The following is a 15,841-nucleotide window of genomic DNA, read 5'->3' on the forward strand; positions in this document are numbered from 1 at the left end:
TCATGATCATGGTGGGAGTGCTCGTGGCCGGCCATCGAAGTCCTCTCCTGGAACACATGGGACGCATGAACGTGCGGGGGTGACGGGCGGGGCGCGCGACCGCCTCGCACTCGAAGTGAACCGCAGATCCGAGGAAGATCCAAAGGCTGCACTGGAGACCGTTGTCATTGCCGTGCGGTAACCCCCGTCCGGTATCGTCGCGCCGCTGCTGAACAGGGGAGACGCGCATGGAGACGACCGGACGGGTGAGCCTGGGCACGATCGCCCGCGAATGGGGCCGGATCGGCATCACCGGCTTCGGAGGACCGCCCGCACACATCCTGCTGCTGCGCCGGCTCTGCGTGGAGCGGCGCAAGTGGCTCTCCCCGGAGGAGTTCGAGGACGGCATCGCGGCGACCAACCTGCTGCCGGGACCGGCCTCCACCCAGCTCGCGGTCCTCACCGCCTGGCGGCTGCGCGGCACCCCGGGCGCGCTGGTCGGCGGGGCCTGCTTCATCGCTCCCGGACTCGCGCTGATCCTCGCCCTCGCAGTGCTGTTCCTGGCCGGCGACCCGCCGCCGTGGGTGCTCGGCGCGGCCGCCGGCGCGGGCGCGGCCGTCCCGGCGGTGGCCGTGCAGGCGGCCACCTCGCTGGTCCCCGCGAGCTTCGGCAGAGCCGGACGGGAGGGGGCCGCCCGCGCCCGCTGGGCCGGGTACGCGCTCGCCGGGGCGGTGGCGGCCGTGCTGACCGGCCCCTGGCTGGTCCTGGTGCTGATCGCCTCCGGGCTGGCCGAGGTCGCCGTCCGGGCCCGCGGACGGGAGCCGGGACGCGGACGCGGACGCGCCGCGAGCGCCCTGCCGCCGCTCGCCGCCGGGCTGCCCGCGCTCGGCGGGCTCGGCGCGGTGGCCTGGGTGGCGTTCAAGGTGGGCGCGCTCTCCTACGGCGGAGGGTTCGTGATCATCCCGCTGATGCGGGACGACGCCGTGAACCGCTACCACTGGATGACCGACGGACAGTTCCTCAACGCCGTAGCCCTCGGCCAGGTCACCCCCGGCCCGGTGGTGCAGACCGTCGCGGTGGTCGGCTACGCCGCCGCCGGGATCGCCGGCGGGCTGCTCGCCGCCGCGGTCGCCTTCGCGCCGTCCTTCCTCTTCGTCATCCTCGGCGGCCGGCACTTCGACCGGCTGCGCGCCGACCGCCGGGTGCAGGACTTCCTGACCGGCGCCGGACCGGCGGTGATCGGCGCCATCGCCGGCTCGGCGCTGCCGCTCGCCACCGCCCTCGCCCACGGCTGGCAGTGGGCCGTACTCGCCCTCGCGCTGCTCTGGCTGGTCGCCGCCCGGCGCGGGGTGGTGCTCGCCCTGCTGGCCGCCGGCGTGGCCGGGGTGATCGCGTCGGCGGCCGGACTGCCCCTGCCGTAGGCACCTGCCATGAGCGCCGGCCGGGAGCACCGCACGGGCTACCCGACCGGCAACCCCACCTCCACCGGCTCCAGCTGCACCGACCGCGCCGCCGTCGCCGCCCGCACCAGCGCCTGCATCACCCGCAGGTCGTCACCCTGCTCCGGATGCCACTGCACCCCGAGCGTGAACCCCGGCCCCTCCACCGCCTCCACCGTCCCGTCCGGCGCGTGCGCGCTCACCCGCAGCCCCGTCCCCAGCCGGTCCACCGCCTGGTGGTGGAAGGTCGGCACGGTCAGCTCGGGCTCCGGCAGCAGCCCGCCCAGCAGCGTGCCCGGCACCGGCCGCACCACGTGCGTCCCGTACCGGCCGGGCGAGCCGCCGTGCACGTCCACCTCGACGACGTCCGGCAGGTGCTGGATCAGCGTGCCCCCGCACACCACGTTGAGCACCTGCATGCCCCGGCAGATCCCCAGCAGCGGAATCCCGGCCGCCAGCGCCGCCCGCAGCAGCGCGCTCTCCCAGACGTCCCGCTCCACCGCGTCGATGTCGCTCAGCGGGTGCGGCGGCTGCCCGTAGTAGGCGGGGTCGATGTCCGGCCCGCCCGCGATGACCAGCGCGTCGAGCCGGGCGAGGACCTCCGGCGCGCGCTCGGGGGCGTCCGGCGGCAGCAGCACCGCGATCCCGCCCGCGTCCTGGACGTACGCGGTGTACCGCTGCGGCACCAGGGCCACCCGGCGCTCCCGCCAGTCGCTCCAACTCGCGTCCACCAGGTAGGTGCTGACGCCGACAAAAGGCCTGCGATCCATGGCGCGCATTCTCCTCCAGTCCCGCCTGATCCCTCGTCAACCTCGCACATCGGCGCGCCACACCCGCCGCCCTCTTCCGCGCCCTCCGCGACAGGCCGTACGGTTCCCTGTGACCGCTTGGTCTCGCTGCGTGATCGACGAGGAGGGCGTCCGCCATGCCCGACCGCACCACCGCGCCCGGCACCACCGCGCCCGACGGCGCCGGAACCGCCCCCGGCGCCGAACCCGGCCCCCCGCCGCGCCGCGCCCCGCTGACCCTGAACGAGCTGCGCACCCTGGTCGAAGCCGGCGAGGTCCACACCGTCGCCCTCGGCTTCACCGACATGCAGGGCCGCCTCCAGGGCAAGCGCTTCGCCGCCCGCTTCTTCCTGGACGAGGTCGCCGAGCACGGCGCCGACGCCTGCGAGTACCTGCTCGCCGTCGACGTCGAACTCAACACCGTGGACGGCTACGCGCTCTCCTCCTGGGAGAGCGGCTACGGCGACTTCGCCATGCGCCCCGACCTGTCCACCCTGCGCCTGACCCCCTGGCAGCCCGGCACCGCCCAGGTCACCGCCGACCTGGCCGGCCGCGGCGGCCACCCGGTGGCGGCCGCGCCCCGCCAGCTGCTGCGGCGCCAGATCGCCCGGCTCGCCGAACACGGCCTGGCCGCGGACATCGGCACCGAGCTGGAGTTCCTGGTCTTCCGCGACACCTACGAACAGGCCTGGCAGGGCGGCTACCGCGGCCTCACCCCGGCCAACCTCTACAACGCCGACTACTCGCTGCTCGGCACCGCCCGGGTCGAGCCGCTGCTCTCCCGTATCCGCATCGAGATGGCCGGTGCCGGCCTGGTCGTGGAGTCCGCCAAGGGCGAGTGCAACCTCGGCCAGCACGAGATCGCCTTCCGCTACGCCGACGCCCTCACCACCTGCGACCAGCACAGCGTCTACAAGACCGGCGCCAAGGAGATCGCCGCCCAACTCGGCTGCGCGCTCACCTTCATGGCCAAGTACGACCAGCGCGAGGGCAACAGCTGCCACATCCACCTCTCCCTGCGCGACGCCGTCGGCGCCCCGGCCTTCGCCGCCGCCGACGGCCGGATGACCGACACCATGCGGCACTTCCTGGCCGGACAGCTCGCCGCACTGCGCGAGTTCACCCTGCTCTACGCACCGAACATCAACTCCTACAAGCGCTTCCGCCCCGGCTCCTTCGCCCCGACCGCCGTCGCCTGGGGCCGGGACAACCGGACCTGCGCCTACCGGGTGGTCGGACACGGCGCCGGCCTGCGGATGGAGAACCGGGTGCCCGGCGGCGACGTCAACCCGTACCTGGCGGTGGCCGGCATGATCGCCGCCGGACTCGACGGGATCCAGCGCAAGCTCGACCTGCCCGCCCCCTGCCTTGGCAACGCCTACGCCGTCGACGACTACGCCCGGGTGCCCGCCTCACTGCGCGAGGCGGCCGACCTGTGGGGCGCGAGCGAACTCGCCCGCACCGCCTTCGGGGACGACGTGGTCGAGCACTACCTGCACATGGCCCGGGTCGAACAGGCCGCCTACGACAGCGCCATCACCGACTGGGAGCGCTACCGATCCTTCGAGCGGATGTGAACACCATCGACACGACCACCACCCTCACCGGGGCGCCGCCCGCCGACCGCACCCTGCGCAACCCCGCCACCGGCGAGGTCCTCGGCACCGTCCCCGACACCACCCCCGGGCAACTCGACGCCGCCGTACGGCGCGCCGCCGCGGCGCAGCGCGGCTGGGCCGCCCTCGCCCCCGGGGAACGCGCCCGGCTACTGCGCCGCTTCGCCGACCAGGTGGACGTGCACGTCCCCGAACTCGCCGCCCTGGAGGTCGCCGAGGCCGGCCACACCATCGGCAACGCCACCTGGGAGGCGGGCAACGTCCGCGACCTGCTGGAGTACGCGGCCGGGGGAGTGGAGCGGCTGACCGGTCGGCAGATCCCGGTGGCCGGCGGACTGGACGTCACCTTCCACGAACCCGTCGGCGTGGTCGGGGTGATCGCGCCGTGGAACTTCCCGATGCCGATCGCCGCCTGGGGCTTCGCCCCCGCGCTGGCCGCCGGGAACGCCGTCCTGCTGAAGCCCGCCGAGCCCACCCCGCTCACCGCGCTGCGGCTGGCCGAACTCGCCCTCGCCGCGGGCCTCCCGGAGGGCCTGTTCCAGGTGGTGCCGGGCGCCGGGCCGGTCACCGGCCGGGCCCTGGTCGACCACCCGGCGGTGCGCAAGATCGTCTTCACCGGGTCGACCGTGGTGGGCAAGGAGGTCGCCGCCCGCTGCGCCGCCCGGGCCAAGCGGGTCACCCTCGAACTCGGCGGCAAGAGCCCCAACATCGTCTTCGCGGACGCCGACCTCAAGGGCGCCGCCGACCCGATGTCCTTCCTCGACAACAGCGGCCAGGACTGCTGCGCCCGCAGCCGGATCCTGGTCCAACGCGAGGCCTGTGACGACTTCCTGGCGCTGCTGGTGCCCGCCGTCGAGCGGATCCGCACCGGCGACCCGGCCGATCCGCGCACCGACCTCGGGCCGTTGATCTCGGCCGCGCAGGTCCGCCGGGTGGCGTCGTACGTGACACCCGAACTGCCGGTGCTGGCCCGTGGCGCGGTGCCGGACGGCCCCGGCCACTGGTATCCGCCGACGGTGCTGGCGCCCACCCGGGAGGACGTTCCGGCGGTCACCGAGGAGATCTTCGGACCGGTCGCGGTCGTCCTGCCGTTCACCGACGAGGCGGACGCGCTGCGGCTCGCCAACGCCACCCGGTACGGCCTGTCCGGGTCGATCTGGACCCGGGACCTCGGCCGGGCGCTGCGGCTGGCCCGGGGCGTCGCGGCGGGCAACCTGTCCGTCAACTCGCACGCCTCGGTCCGGTACTGGACGCCGTTCGGCGGCTTCGGCGAGTCCGGGGTGGGCCGCGAGCTGGGGCCGGAGGCGCTGGCGCACTTCACCGAGACCAAGAACGTCTTCATCCGGACCGAGGAGTAGGAGCACCCGGTGACCCCCCAGCCCCACCACCCGCACGCGTCCGACAAGTCGGAGAAGGCCGCGCAGCCCGCGGCGCCGGTCTGCCGCCGACTGGTCGGCCGGACGGCCGTGATCACCGGCGCGGGCAGCGGGATCGGCCTGGCCTCGGCCCGCCGGCTCGCCGCCGAGGGCGCCAAGGTGGTCTGCGCCGACATCGACGAGACCACCGGCAAGGCGGCGGCCGAGGAGGTCGGCGGCCTCTTCGTGCACACCGACGTGACCGACCCGGCGATGGTCGAGGCGCTCTTCGACGAGGCCTACGAGACCTGCGGCAGCGTGGACGTGGCGTTCAACAACGCCGGCATCTCGCCACCGGAGGACGACTCCATCCTCACCACCGAACTGGACGCCTGGCGCCGGGTCCAGGAGGTCAACCTCACGTCGGTCTACCTCTGCTGCAAGGCCGCGCTGCCGTACATGCGCCGCCACGGGCGCGGCTCGATCATCAACACCGCGAGCTTCGTGGCCCGGATGGGCGCCGCCACCTCGCAGATCTCCTACACCGCCTCCAAGGGCGGCGTGCTGGCGATGTCCCGCGAGCTGGGCGTGCAGTTCGCCCGGGAGGGCATCCGGGTCAACGCGCTGTCGCCGGGGCCGGTGGACACCCCGCTGCTGCGCGAGCTGTTCGCCAAGGACCCGGAGCGCGCGGCCCGCCGGCTGGTGCACATCCCGCTGGGCCGCTTCGCCCGCCCGGAGGAGATCGCCGCCGCGGTGGCCTTCCTCGCCAGCGACGACTCCTCCTTCATCACGGCGAGCGAGTTCCTGGTGGACGGCGGGATCGCCGGCGCCTACGTGACCCCGTTGTAGGGCCTGCGGCGGACCTTCTCACCGTAATCTCATGGAAAAGGCCGGAATTCGGGGCCCAGCTGATTTCGCGCTTATCCGGCTGCCTTTAGATTCTCTGTCGTGAGTGAGCAGATCCCCGCCGGGTGGTACCCGGACCCGAAGGACATCACCAGCGACCCGAGACCGCAGCGCTGGTGGGACGGCAAGGGGTGGACGGCCAACACCCGGCCCGCACCCTCGGACGCGCCGCCGCCGGAGGCTCCGCCGGCCGACGCTCCGGGGCCGGACGAGGCCGCCGGGCCCCGGGTGCTGGAGGGGGAGGTGCTGGAGGGCGGGCCGTCGGTCCGCTACCCGGAGCCGCCCCCCTTCGGCACCGTCTACGGCGCTTCGGCGCCGGCGGCCCCGAAGCAGCGGCGCAAGCCGTCCAAGGTGGTGATCGCGGCGGCGGTGGCGGCCGTGCTCGGCCTGGGCGTCGGCTCGGGCGCCACCTACCTGGCGATGAACGACGACGGCGACCGGCGCCACGTCGCGCGCCCCGCCGGCCCGCCCGGGCAGGACGGCGAGGGCCGGTGGCCCGGGCTGCCGGACTTCGGCGGACCGCAGGACGACGGCCCCGGGAGCGACGGCAACGGCGGTAGCGGCAAGGGGAACGGCAACGGCGGCAATGGCGGCAACGGCAAGGGGAACGCCGACGACCGGGCCGTGGACGTGGTGAACCGGCTGGTCCTGCCCGTCCCCTCCGGCTGGGAGGGCGGCACCACCCGCGACGGCTTCGCCGCGCTCAGCATCGGCCCCTACGACTGCGAGGGCGGCGGCACCTGCTCGCTCGGCGGCGCCAACACCGGCCGGATCGACGGCGGCGGCACCGATGTGCAGGCGGCGGCCAAGGCCGACATCGAGAAGGCCGCCAAGGACTCCTACAACGAGATCCTCTCGCACGAGGAGCTCAAGTCCGAGGCGGTCAAGGTGGACGGCCGCGACGGCTACCTGGTCCGCTGGAAGGTGGACGCCGCCAAGGGCAACGACGGCTACGTCCAGACCGTGGTCTTCCCGTCCGCCGACGGCAAGGCGCTGGTCTCGGTGCACCTGGGCTTCGACATCGCAGGCAAGGCGCCGGACGTCGCGGTGATGGACACCATCGTCAAGGGCATCGACGACTACAGCGGCAGGCTGCCGGCCATCCCGGGCTTCCCCGGCGGCGGCCAGGACGGCGGAGCCGGCGGTACCGCGAACACCTGACGGACCAGGGTTCGGCTCACGCACGGCGGCGGCCCGCCCGGAGGAATCCGGGCGGGCCGCCGCCGCTCTCAGCGGATCGGCCGGGGCGGGGCCGTACGGGGGATGGAACGGCCCGGCCCCGGCTTCCGGCGGTCAGCCGTCGTGTCGCACAGCCTCGACCCGACGGCGCCGGAGCACCATGCCGGCCCAGCCGACGCCGATCGCGGCGGCACCGGCGAGCAGCAGCGGGCCGGTGGCGGAACCGCCACCCACCGCCGCGCTGTCGGCCGCGACGACCCGGCCGGCGGGCTCCTCGGCGTTGCCGCCGTGCCCGTGGTGGGCGACGGTGGACTTGGACTGGTCGGCGACGATCTGCTCCTCGCTGGGCGCGGCCGGGGCCTGCGCGGCGAGCGCCGAGACGGCACCGGCGGTGGTCGCGCCCTTGCCGAAGTCGACGTCGGAGCAGCTGTAGAACGCCTCCGGGCTGTCGGTGCGCTGCCACACCATGTAGAGCAGCTGACGCCCGGTGCGCTGCGGCAGGGTGCCGCTGTAGTTGTAGTAGCCGTTGTCGGAGGTGCGCGAGGTGGGCACCTGGGCGACCGGCACCGCGTCGAGGTCGGACCACTTCAGCGGCTGGGTCGGGTCCCAGCTCTGCTTGGTGATGTAGATGGTCTGGTTGCCCTGGTGCGCGGCGGTGACCCGGAACTTGAAGTCGATCTTGCCGGCGGAGACCGGGGAGGCGGGCCAGTCGGCGCGCGGCAGGTCCAGCGCCTTGTACTTGTCGCGGCCGGCGGAGCAGAGCTTGCCGTCCGGGATCTGCGCCTGGTGGGCGCCGGCGACGCTGGCGAGGTTGACCTCGTTCCAGTCGTACAGCGGCTGGGTGCCGCCGAGCGCGACGACGTCCTTGCAGAGCTGCGACTTGGGGGTCTCCGGACCCTCCGCGTAGCAGGCCGCGACCCGGCTGACCGGGTTGGTGACGGTGCCGTGCGCACCGGCGGTGCCGATGCCGACGGAGGTGACGGAGAGGAACGCGGCGCCGATGACGCCGACGGACATGGCGGTTCGCTTGATGGACATGGGGTGGGGACTCCTTGACCGTGAACCGGGCCGAGGCTGTGGGGGAATGCCGGGCACGTCTGCCCGAGGGGCCCGCCGACCCGGCGCGGCGCCCCTGGGCTGAGCGTATGATTGGACTAGACCAGCTGGCAATAGTGCGTTGTTGGCCACTTTTTGACGGAATGTAGCCCCGTGAGCAGCGCAAAGGCCCGACGGGGCGCCTGGGTTAGGCATCCCATCGGGCCTGCTTAAGGTGTGGCCAAGGTTCCCGCGGCCCCCGGCGGGTCTACTGCCGCCTGATCTGCGCGCCGGTCTGGATGACGGTGCCGTGCACCGTCGTGTCGTGCACCGTGTTGACGGTGTGGTGCACCTCGATGGGCTGCGGCTGCTTCGGCGTGAACTCCTCCAGCAGGTCGCTGAGTTCCCTCGCCGCCTGCGGATCCTGGCGCAGCAGTCGGCGGAGCCGGTTGCGCACCTCGGCGGTCTGGTCGTCGACCAGCGCGGTGTCACCGTCCGCCCGGACCACCTCGACCCGGATCTCCTCCAGTTCGGCGGACACCTCCTCGGCGTCCCGCCCGCGCCCCAGCAGTCCCGCGAGCCGTGAACGCAACTGCGTCCAGGCCTCGGTGGCCATCAGCCCGACCACCGTCGTGGCACCCGTGGTCACCAGCTGCGTGATCTCGGCCTCCACGGCCTCCCCCTCCGTCCGTACCGGTGTGCTCTCCCACGGTAGTGGAAACCGGCGCCCGCGCGGGGTCAGAGAAAGGTGTGTCCCTCGCCCCGGTAGGTCGGTACGGTGCGCACCACCGCGTCCCCCTCCACGAGGTGCAACTCGGCGAACCGCTCGCAGAGTTCCCCCGCCTTGGCGTGCCGGAACCAGACCCGGTCGCCGATCAGGAGGTCGTCGGCCGCCGCGCCGAGCAGCGGCGTCTGCACCTCGCCGGCCCCCTCCATCGGGTCGTAGCGAAGGCCCGGCGGCAGGTACGGCACGGGGGAGCGGTCCGGGCCGGGCGCGCCGGACGCGGGGTAGCCGCCGCCGAGTACGGTCACCACGCCGACCCCGGGGCGGCGCACCACCGGCTGGCCGAACAGTGCGGCCGGCCGGCCGCGGAACGCCCGGTAGTGGTCGAACAGTTGCGGCTGGTAGAGCCCGGACCCGGCCGCCACCTCGGTCACCGCACGCTCGGAGACCGTCGACTCGACGCTGCCGGTGCCGCCGCCGTTGACGAACTCCAGTTCGGCCACCCGGCGCAGCATCCGCACGGTGGCCGCCCGCCGCTCGGCCAGCTCGGCCCGGGCCCGGGCCTGCATCGCCCGCACCAGCGCGGAGCGCACCGGCCGCCCGGGCACCGCGTCGCCCACCCCGGCGACGTGCCCCTCGTACGCCATCAGCCCGACCACCCGGAAGCCCCGGCGGTGCTGCACCAGCTCCGCGAAGGCGGCCACGTCCTCGGGCGCGCGCAGCGGGGAGCGGCGGGCGCCGACCCGCACCCGCCCGCCGAGCAGGTGCAGCGCGGTGTCCAGCTCCAGGCAGACCCGCACCTCGGCGGAGCCGGCCCGGGCGGCGTCGACCAGGTCCAGCTGGGCGGGGTCGTCCAGCACCACGGTGACGGCGGCGGCGAGCTCCGGGTCGGCGGTCAGCTCGGCGAAGCCCGCGCGGTCGCTGGAGGGGTAGGCGAGCAGGATGTCGCGCAGGCCGCAGCGGGCCAGCCAGAGCGACTCGGCGAGGGTGAAGCTCATCACCCCGGCGAAGCCCGGCACGGCCAGCGCCCGCTCCAGCAGGGCGCGGCAGCGGACCGACTTGCTCGCCACCCGGACGGGCTTGCCGCCGGCCCGGCGCACCAGGTCGGCGGCGTTGGCGTCGAAGGCCGCCAGGTCGACGACGGCCACCGGGCCGTCCAGGTGGGCGGTGGCCCGGTCGTACCGGGCGCGGTCGGCGGCCGGCGAGGGGGCGGACGCGATGCGGGCGGCGCCGGCGGCGGCTTCGAGCGTGGCCATGGGCGCAGACTGCCACACCGCCGCTACCCGCGGGTAGGGGACGGACGGGGGACCTTCGGTCCGTGTGGGCGCGAGGGCCGGTGGCATAGGGTCGGCCGGGTGGACCGCAAAGACTTCTCCAACCCGGCGTTCGTCGGAAAGAACATCCCCGACCCGGGCTTCTCCGGCGACGACGGCACCGCCGACCAGGCGCTGGCCGCCGCGCTCGCCCGCTGGGCGCAGGACCGCGCGGCCGAGCCCGAGGTGCTGGCGGCGCTGACGCCCACCCGGCTGATGGTGCCGATCGTGGCGATCCTCGGCGAGGTCGAGGTGGACGCGCACGGGCACCGGCACGAGAAGACCAGCGACATGGCCGTCCCGGTGCTGGAGGCCGCCGACGGCCGGCGCGCGCTGCCGGCCTTCACCTCACTGGAGTCGCTGGCCCGCTGGCGCGCCGACGCCCGTCCGGCGCCGACCGCGGCTCCGCAGGCGGCGATGGTGGCCTTCTCCGAGCGCGCGGACACCCTGCTCGTCGACCCGGCCGGGCCGGTGCCGTTCCAGCTGTCGGGGGCCCGGCTGCGGGCGCTGGCGGAGAACCGGCCCTACCTGCCGCCGGCGGCCGACCCCGAGGTGCGCGAGGCGGTCCGGGCACTGCTGGCGGCCGAGCCGCAGGTGACCGCCGGCCTGCTGGCGGGGGCCGAGGACTCGGACGGGGTGCTCGCGGTGACCCTCGACCCGGCGCTGGACCAGGCCGGGATGCAGGCGGCCGCGCAGCGGGTCGGGCAGGCGGTGGCCGGTGACCCGGTGCTGCGGGTGCGGCTGGACCGCGGCCTCGACCTGGCGGTGCTGCCGGCGAGCGCGGAGCTGCCGGGAGAGCCGCTCTACCGGCGGTAGCAACGGGCGGCGGGGCACATACTCACGTGAGTACGTGCCCCGCCGCCGTCGGGGTCTCAGGAGTAGACCGGACCGGTGAACTTCTCGCCCGGGCCCGCGCCCGGGGCGTCCGGGACGATCGAGGCCTCGCGGAAGGCCAGCTGCAGCGAGCGCAGGCCGTCGCGCAGCGGCGCGGCGTGGAAGTTGCTGATCTCCGGGGCGCCGGCGGTGACCAGCCCGGCCAGCGCGGTGATGAGCTTGCGGGCCTCGTCGAGGTCCTTGTCCTTGTCGCCGCCCTCGGCGAGGCCGCACTTCACGGCGGCGGCGCTCATCAGGTGCACCGCGACGGTGGTGATCACCTCGACGGCCGGGACCTCGGCGATGTCCCGGGTGAGGTCGTCGAAGCCGATCGCCTCGTCGTCCGCGGCGGGGTTCTGGGTGGGCTCGCTGCTCAAGGGGGGCTCGTTCCGTCGTGCCGGTGTCCGTACAGAGGGAGCGTACAAGCCGGGCCGCGCGGGGGCGGAATAGCGTTCGACCCCCCGGCGCTGTATGCTTCGAGACTGACCGGCCAGACGTCCTCACGGAGGTCCGGCCAGCAAGTGGAGGCTCCACCCAGGAGGCCCGAGAGGGCAACCGCGAAAGTCTCCCACCTGATCGGCCTCACGGTCGACGGGTCCGGTCCGCGACGGGCGCCCAGCGCGCCGACAGTCGCCGCAGCGCCCCTCACCGGGTGCCGCCCCCGGTTGTGTGGAGCCCCGCTTGTACCGAGCGGGGCTTTTTTCGTGTCGCGGTGTGAACGGCCGAACGGAGCCGGGTACAGCGCAGCACGAATGAAGCCCCGCCCAGTGGTCGAGTCCACTACGTGCGACCGCCGTCCGACGGCCGCATCGCAGAAGGTGCAACCGAGGAGGCCCCATCAGCACCGAGCCCCGCATCAACGACCGGATTCGCGTCCCCGAGGTGCGACTCGTCGGTCCCAGCGGCGAGCAGGTCGGCATCGTGCCGCTTGCCAAGGCGCTGGAGCTCGCGCAGGAGTACGACCTCGACCTGGTCGAGGTCGCGGCGACCGCCCGGCCGCCGGTGTGCAAGCTCATGGACTACGGCAAGTTCAAGTACGAGTCGGCCATGAAGGCCCGTGAGGCGCGCAAGAACCAGGCGCACACGGTCATCAAGGAGATGAAGCTCCGGCCGAAGATCGACCCGCACGACTATGACACCAAGAAGGGTCACGTCGTCCGGTTCCTCAAGCAGGGCGACAAGGTCAAGATCACGATCATGTTCCGCGGTCGTGAGCAGTCCCGCCCCGAGCTGGGCTTCCGTCTGCTCCAGCGGCTCGCCGACGACGTCCAGGACCTGGGCTTCGTCGAGTCCTCGCCGAAGCAGGACGGCCGTAACATGATCATGGTTCTCGGCCCGCACAAGAAGAAGACCGAGGCGATGGCCGAGGCCCGCGCCGCCGCGGACGCCCGCAAGGCCGAGCGCCAGGGCCGGACCGCCGGCTCCGACGCCGACGCCGCCCTTGCCGAGTCCGACGAGCCCGTCGAGGCCCAGGACGCCGCCACCGAGGTGGAGGCCCCCGAGGCGGAGGCCCCCGAGGCCGCCGCTCCGGTAGAGCAGCCGGCCGAGGCCTCCCAGGGCGCCTGACCTTCCGGGTCAGGAGGTCCGGGAGACCGGCCACAGGGTGACGGGGCGCCCCGCCCGGTCACCGCAGATCCATCCTTCACGCCCGCGCGGCGCACACCGCGCGGGCGTGGACGGACCGACGAGGAGATACGGCGAAATGCCGAAGCAGAAGACGCACAGTGGCGCCAGCAAGCGCTTCAAGATCAGTGGCTCTGGCAAGGTGCTGCGCGAGCGCGCCGGCCGCCGCCACCTCCTGGAGCACAAGCCTTCGACGCTGACCCGCAAGCTGGCCGGGACGATCGAGCTGGCCCCCGCCGACGCCAAGAAGATCAAGAAGCTTCTCGGCAAGTGATCGCCCTCCCGCCCGGCGCGAGCCGAGTGCGGGGCAGCTGATCCTTCCCGACCCATTCGAATGACGGACCACGTGAAGTAGTCCGTGGTCCAACTCAAGGAGTAATCAAGTGGCACGCGTCAAGCGGGCAGTCAACGCCCACAAGAAGCGCCGGGTCATCCTGGAGCGCGCCAGCGGCTACCGCGGCCAGCGCTCGCGCCTGTACCGCAAGGCCAAGGAGCAGGTCACCCACTCGCTGGTCTACAACTTCAACGACCGCAAGAAGCGCAAGGGCGACTTCCGTCAGCTGTGGATCCAGCGCATCAACGCTGCGGCCCGTGCCAACGGCATCACCTACAACCGCTTCGTGCAGGGCCTGAAGGCCGCCAGCGTCGAGATCGACCGCAAGATGCTGGCCGACCTGGCCGTCAACGACCCGGGTGCCTTCGCCGCCCTGGTCGAGGTGGCCCAGAAGGCGCTGCCGGCCGACGTGAACGCCCCGAAGGCCGCCGCCGACGCCGCCTGATCTTCCGAGATCGGTTGAGCTCTGACCGGACCCGCAGGCTCGCCTGCGGGTCCGGTCCTGCTTTCCCCCTCTTCAGCGCCTCCGGAAACGAGACCATGCCGAGCACCGACACCCCCCTGCTGACCTCCCTGCGCTCGCCGCGCGTCGTCGCCGCCCGCCGGCTGGCCAAGCGCAACCAGCGCACCAAGGAGCGCCGCTTCCTGGCCGAGGGCCCGCAGGCCGTCCGGGAGGCCGTCGCCTTCGGCAGGCTGCCGGGCACCGGCGAGCACGCCGTGGTCGAGGTCTACGCGACGCCGGAGGCCGCCGAGCGGCACGCCGGCATCGTCGAGGCCGCGCTGGCCGAGGGGCTGCCGGTGCTGACCGCCACCGACGAGGTCATCGCGGACATCTGCGACACCGTGACCCCGCAGGGCATCGTCGCGCTCTGCCGCTTCATCGACACCCCCTTCGCCGACGTCCTCGCCGCCCGCCCCAAGCTGGTCGCGGTCCTCGCCCATGTGCGCGACCCCGGCAACGCCGGCACCGTGCTGCGCACCGCCGACGCGGCCGGCGCGGATGCCGTGGTGCTCACCGACGCCTCCGTCGACCTCTACAACCCGAAGGCGGTCCGGGCCTCCGTCGGCAGCCTCTTCCACCTCCCGGTCGCCGTCGGCGTGCCGGTCGAGGAGGCGATCGGGCGGCTGCGCGAGGCCGGGGTGCGGGTGCTCGCCGCCGACGGCGCGGGGGAGCGCGACCTGGACCGGGAGCTCGACGAGGGCACCCTGGGCGCGCCGGGCGCATGGGTGTTCGGCAACGAGGCGTGGGGGCTCCCGGAGGAGACCCGCGCACTGACCGACGAGGTCGTGCGCGTGCCGATCCACGGGCACGCCGAGAGCCTCAACCTGGCCACCGCCGCCGCCGTCTGCCTCTACGCCTCGGCCCGTGCCCAGCGCTCGGCCGGCGGGTGCCGCGCCGTGCGCTGACCCGCGCGCCGACCCGCGCCGGCAACTCGTCGTGGGCCCTATTACACGAGGCTGTGAGGCGCTAGGGTCTGCCTCGGTGGGGGGAAAGACACGGTGGGTAATCGGGGAGGACACCCATGGTCGGCAGCGGGCCAGAGCTCGATCCGGACGACCTGCCGGACGGCCTGGTGGTCGCCGACGCCCTGGGCCGGGTGGTCCGCTTCAACCGGGCCGCCGCCCGGCTGACCGGCGTGGCCGCGCAGGACGCGCTCGGCAGCGGGCTGGAGGACGTCCTGCCGCTGGAGGACCTCGACGGCCGCCGCTGGTGGCAGTTGACCGACCCGTACGGCGGCCTGGCGGTGCGCACCGGCCAGCCGGAGCGCAACCTGCTGCTGCCCGGCGGGCGCGAGGTGCTGGTCTCCGCCCGCTACGTCCGCCCGTACCCCGGGGGCCCGCTGGAGCGGCTGGTGATCGCGCTGCGCGGCACCGAGGCCCGCCGGCGCACCGAGCGCAGCCACGCCGAGCTGATCGCCACCGTCGCGCACGAGCTGCGCTCGCCGCTCACCAGCGTCAAGGGGTTCACCGCGACCCTGCTCGCCAAGTGGGAGCGGTTCACCGACGGGCAGAAGCGGTTGATGCTGGAGACCGTGGACGCCGACGCCGACCGGGTCACCCGGCTGATCGCCGAGCTGCTGGACATCTCCCGGATCGACGCCGGCCGCCTGGAGCTGCGCAAGCAGGTCGTCGACCTGGCCGCCGCCGTGCGCCGGCACGTCGAGCGCAAGGTCGCCACCGGCATCCCCGAGGAGCGCTTCGACATCCGGGTCAGCGAGCCGCTCACCGTGCTGTGGGCCGACCCCGACAAGGTCGACCAGGTGCTCGCCAACCTGCTGGAAAATGCGGTGCGGCACGGCGAGGGGACTGTCACCATCGAGGTGGCACCGGCCAAGGAGGTCGTCGAGGCCCCCGTGTGGGAGCGCCCCGGCACCCCGCCCCGCATCGTGGAAGGCACAGCGGTCACCGTGAGCGACGAAGGCAGCGGCATCCCCGAGGAGGCGGTGCCGCGCGTCTTCACCCGCTTCTGGCGCGGCTCCAAGCGCGGCGGCACCGGGCTCGGCCTCTACATCGTCAAGGGCATCGTGGAGGCCCACGGCGGTTCGATCCGCGTCGACCGCGCGCCCGGCGGCGGCGCCCGGTTCCGATTTATCCTGCCCGCAGGGGTCCCCGACTTCATGCTCTGAGCAGGGTGCGGTCGGCTCCCCGGACGGGCTTCACGGCAGCCGCGCTACGC

16 protein-coding genes are annotated in these 15,841 nt (G+C 73.9%); 11 read left to right on the forward strand and 5 right to left on the reverse strand.

What is annotated here, in order from left to right; translation table 11 throughout:
* The first annotated feature begins 227 nt into the window (after positions 1–227).
* Positions 228–1,400, forward strand: coding sequence for a chromate efflux transporter (gene chrA, locus ACFZBX_RS15980; RefSeq protein ID WP_391534356.1), 1,173 nt, complete (start codon positions 228–230; stop codon positions 1,398–1,400).
* A 38-nt stretch (positions 1,401–1,438) separates the two neighbouring features.
* On the opposite strand, the gene ACFZBX_RS15985 is transcribed toward chrA, so the two are convergent.
* The gene (locus tag ACFZBX_RS15985) at positions 1,439–2,188 is read right to left on the reverse strand and encodes a gamma-glutamyl-gamma-aminobutyrate hydrolase family protein (protein ID WP_391534357.1); all 750 of its coding nucleotides are present in this window, start codon (positions 2,186–2,188) and stop codon (positions 1,439–1,441) included.
* 155 nt (positions 2,189–2,343) lie between these two features.
* Between ACFZBX_RS15985 and ACFZBX_RS15990 the strand changes: the two genes are divergently transcribed.
* From ACFZBX_RS15990 to ACFZBX_RS16005, 4 genes are all read left to right on the forward strand, one after another.
* Entirely contained in the window at positions 2,344–3,783 is a 1,440-nt protein-coding gene (locus ACFZBX_RS15990) for a glutamine synthetase family protein (RefSeq protein ID WP_391534358.1), read from the forward strand.
* A 5-nt stretch (positions 3,784–3,788) separates the two neighbouring features.
* On the forward strand, positions 3,789–5,180 hold the full coding sequence (locus tag ACFZBX_RS15995) for an aldehyde dehydrogenase family protein (protein WP_391534489.1): 1,392 nt from the start codon (positions 3,789–3,791) through the stop codon (positions 5,178–5,180).
* Positions 5,181–5,270: 90 nt separating this feature from the next.
* Positions 5,271–6,026 (forward strand): 3-oxoacyl-ACP reductase, encoded by a 756-nt coding sequence (locus ACFZBX_RS16000; RefSeq protein WP_391534490.1) that lies wholly within the window; start codon positions 5,271–5,273, stop codon positions 6,024–6,026.
* 99 nt (positions 6,027–6,125) lie between these two features.
* Positions 6,126–7,244, forward strand: coding sequence for a DUF2510 domain-containing protein (locus ACFZBX_RS16005; protein WP_391534359.1), 1,119 nt, complete (start codon positions 6,126–6,128; stop codon positions 7,242–7,244).
* 132 nt (positions 7,245–7,376) lie between these two features.
* Here ACFZBX_RS16005 and ACFZBX_RS16010 read toward each other — a convergent pair whose 3' ends face one another.
* The 3 genes from ACFZBX_RS16010 to ACFZBX_RS16020 form a co-directional block, all read right to left on the reverse strand.
* Positions 7,377–8,300: a lytic polysaccharide monooxygenase gene (locus ACFZBX_RS16010; protein ID WP_391534360.1), complete on the reverse strand. Its 924-nt coding sequence runs from the start codon at positions 8,298–8,300 to the stop codon at positions 7,377–7,379.
* 265 nt (positions 8,301–8,565) lie between these two features.
* Complete coding sequence (locus ACFZBX_RS16015) at positions 8,566–8,970, reverse strand: hypothetical protein (RefSeq protein ID WP_391534361.1); 405 nt, start codon at positions 8,968–8,970, stop codon at positions 8,566–8,568.
* Between the two features lie 65 nt (positions 8,971–9,035).
* Complete coding sequence (locus tag ACFZBX_RS16020; protein ID WP_391534362.1) at positions 9,036–10,277, reverse strand: amino acid deaminase/aldolase; 1,242 nt, start codon at positions 10,275–10,277, stop codon at positions 9,036–9,038.
* Between the two features lie 99 nt (positions 10,278–10,376).
* Here ACFZBX_RS16020 and ACFZBX_RS16025 point away from each other — a divergent pair, with 99 nt between their 5' ends.
* On the forward strand, positions 10,377–11,150 hold the full coding sequence (locus ACFZBX_RS16025) for an SseB family protein (protein WP_391534363.1): 774 nt from the start codon (positions 10,377–10,379) through the stop codon (positions 11,148–11,150).
* Positions 11,151–11,206: 56 nt separating this feature from the next.
* Here ACFZBX_RS16025 and ACFZBX_RS16030 read toward each other — a convergent pair whose 3' ends face one another.
* The gene (locus ACFZBX_RS16030; protein WP_391534364.1) at positions 11,207–11,584 is read right to left on the reverse strand and encodes a DUF1844 domain-containing protein; all 378 of its coding nucleotides are present in this window, start codon (positions 11,582–11,584) and stop codon (positions 11,207–11,209) included.
* Positions 11,585–12,044: 460 nt separating this feature from the next.
* On the opposite strand from ACFZBX_RS16030, the gene infC reads away from it, so the two are divergent.
* The 5 genes from infC (at position 12,045) to ACFZBX_RS16055 (ending at position 15,791) form a co-directional block, all read left to right on the forward strand.
* Entirely contained in the window at positions 12,045–12,773 is a 729-nt protein-coding gene (gene infC / locus ACFZBX_RS16035) for a translation initiation factor IF-3 (protein ID WP_391534491.1), read from the forward strand.
* A 136-nt stretch (positions 12,774–12,909) separates the two neighbouring features.
* Positions 12,910–13,104 (forward strand): 50S ribosomal protein L35, encoded by a 195-nt coding sequence (rpmI, locus tag ACFZBX_RS16040; protein WP_045701618.1) that lies wholly within the window; start codon positions 12,910–12,912, stop codon positions 13,102–13,104.
* A 109-nt stretch (positions 13,105–13,213) separates the two neighbouring features.
* Complete coding sequence (rplT, locus tag ACFZBX_RS16045) at positions 13,214–13,609, forward strand: 50S ribosomal protein L20 (protein ID WP_030395970.1); 396 nt, start codon at positions 13,214–13,216, stop codon at positions 13,607–13,609.
* Between the two features lie 95 nt (positions 13,610–13,704).
* Entirely contained in the window at positions 13,705–14,571 is an 867-nt protein-coding gene (locus tag ACFZBX_RS16050) for a TrmH family RNA methyltransferase (RefSeq protein WP_391534365.1), read from the forward strand.
* Positions 14,572–14,687: 116 nt separating this feature from the next.
* On the forward strand, positions 14,688–15,791 hold the full coding sequence (locus ACFZBX_RS16055; protein ID WP_391534366.1) for an ATP-binding protein: 1,104 nt from the start codon (positions 14,688–14,690) through the stop codon (positions 15,789–15,791).
* Positions 15,792–15,841 lie beyond the last annotated feature (50 nt).

Source organism: Kitasatospora sp. NPDC008115 (assembly GCF_042957205.1).
Lineage (GTDB): Bacteria > Actinomycetota > Actinomycetes > Streptomycetales > Streptomycetaceae > Kitasatospora.

Excerpts from the sequence above, each read along its gene's own strand:
- chrA (WP_391534356.1), top strand. The coding sequence starts at position 228 with ATGGAGACGACCGGACGGGTGAGCCTGGGCACGATCGCCCGCGAATGG.
- ACFZBX_RS15985 (WP_391534357.1), bottom strand. The coding sequence starts at position 2,188 with ATGGATCGCAGGCCTTTTGTCGGCGTCAGCACCTACCTGGTGGACGCG.
- ACFZBX_RS15990 (WP_391534358.1), top strand. The coding sequence starts at position 2,344 with ATGCCCGACCGCACCACCGCGCCCGGCACCACCGCGCCCGACGGCGCC.
- ACFZBX_RS16010 (WP_391534360.1), bottom strand. The coding sequence starts at position 8,300 with ATGTCCATCAAGCGAACCGCCATGTCCGTCGGCGTCATCGGCGCCGCG.
- ACFZBX_RS16020 (WP_391534362.1), bottom strand. The coding sequence starts at position 10,277 with ATGGCCACGCTCGAAGCCGCCGCCGGCGCCGCCCGCATCGCGTCCGCC.
- rpmI (WP_045701618.1), top strand. The coding sequence starts at position 12,910 with ATGCCGAAGCAGAAGACGCACAGTGGCGCCAGCAAGCGCTTCAAGATC.
- ACFZBX_RS16050 (WP_391534365.1), top strand. The coding sequence starts at position 13,705 with ATGCCGAGCACCGACACCCCCCTGCTGACCTCCCTGCGCTCGCCGCGC.
- ACFZBX_RS16055 (WP_391534366.1), top strand. The coding sequence starts at position 14,688 with ATGGTCGGCAGCGGGCCAGAGCTCGATCCGGACGACCTGCCGGACGGC.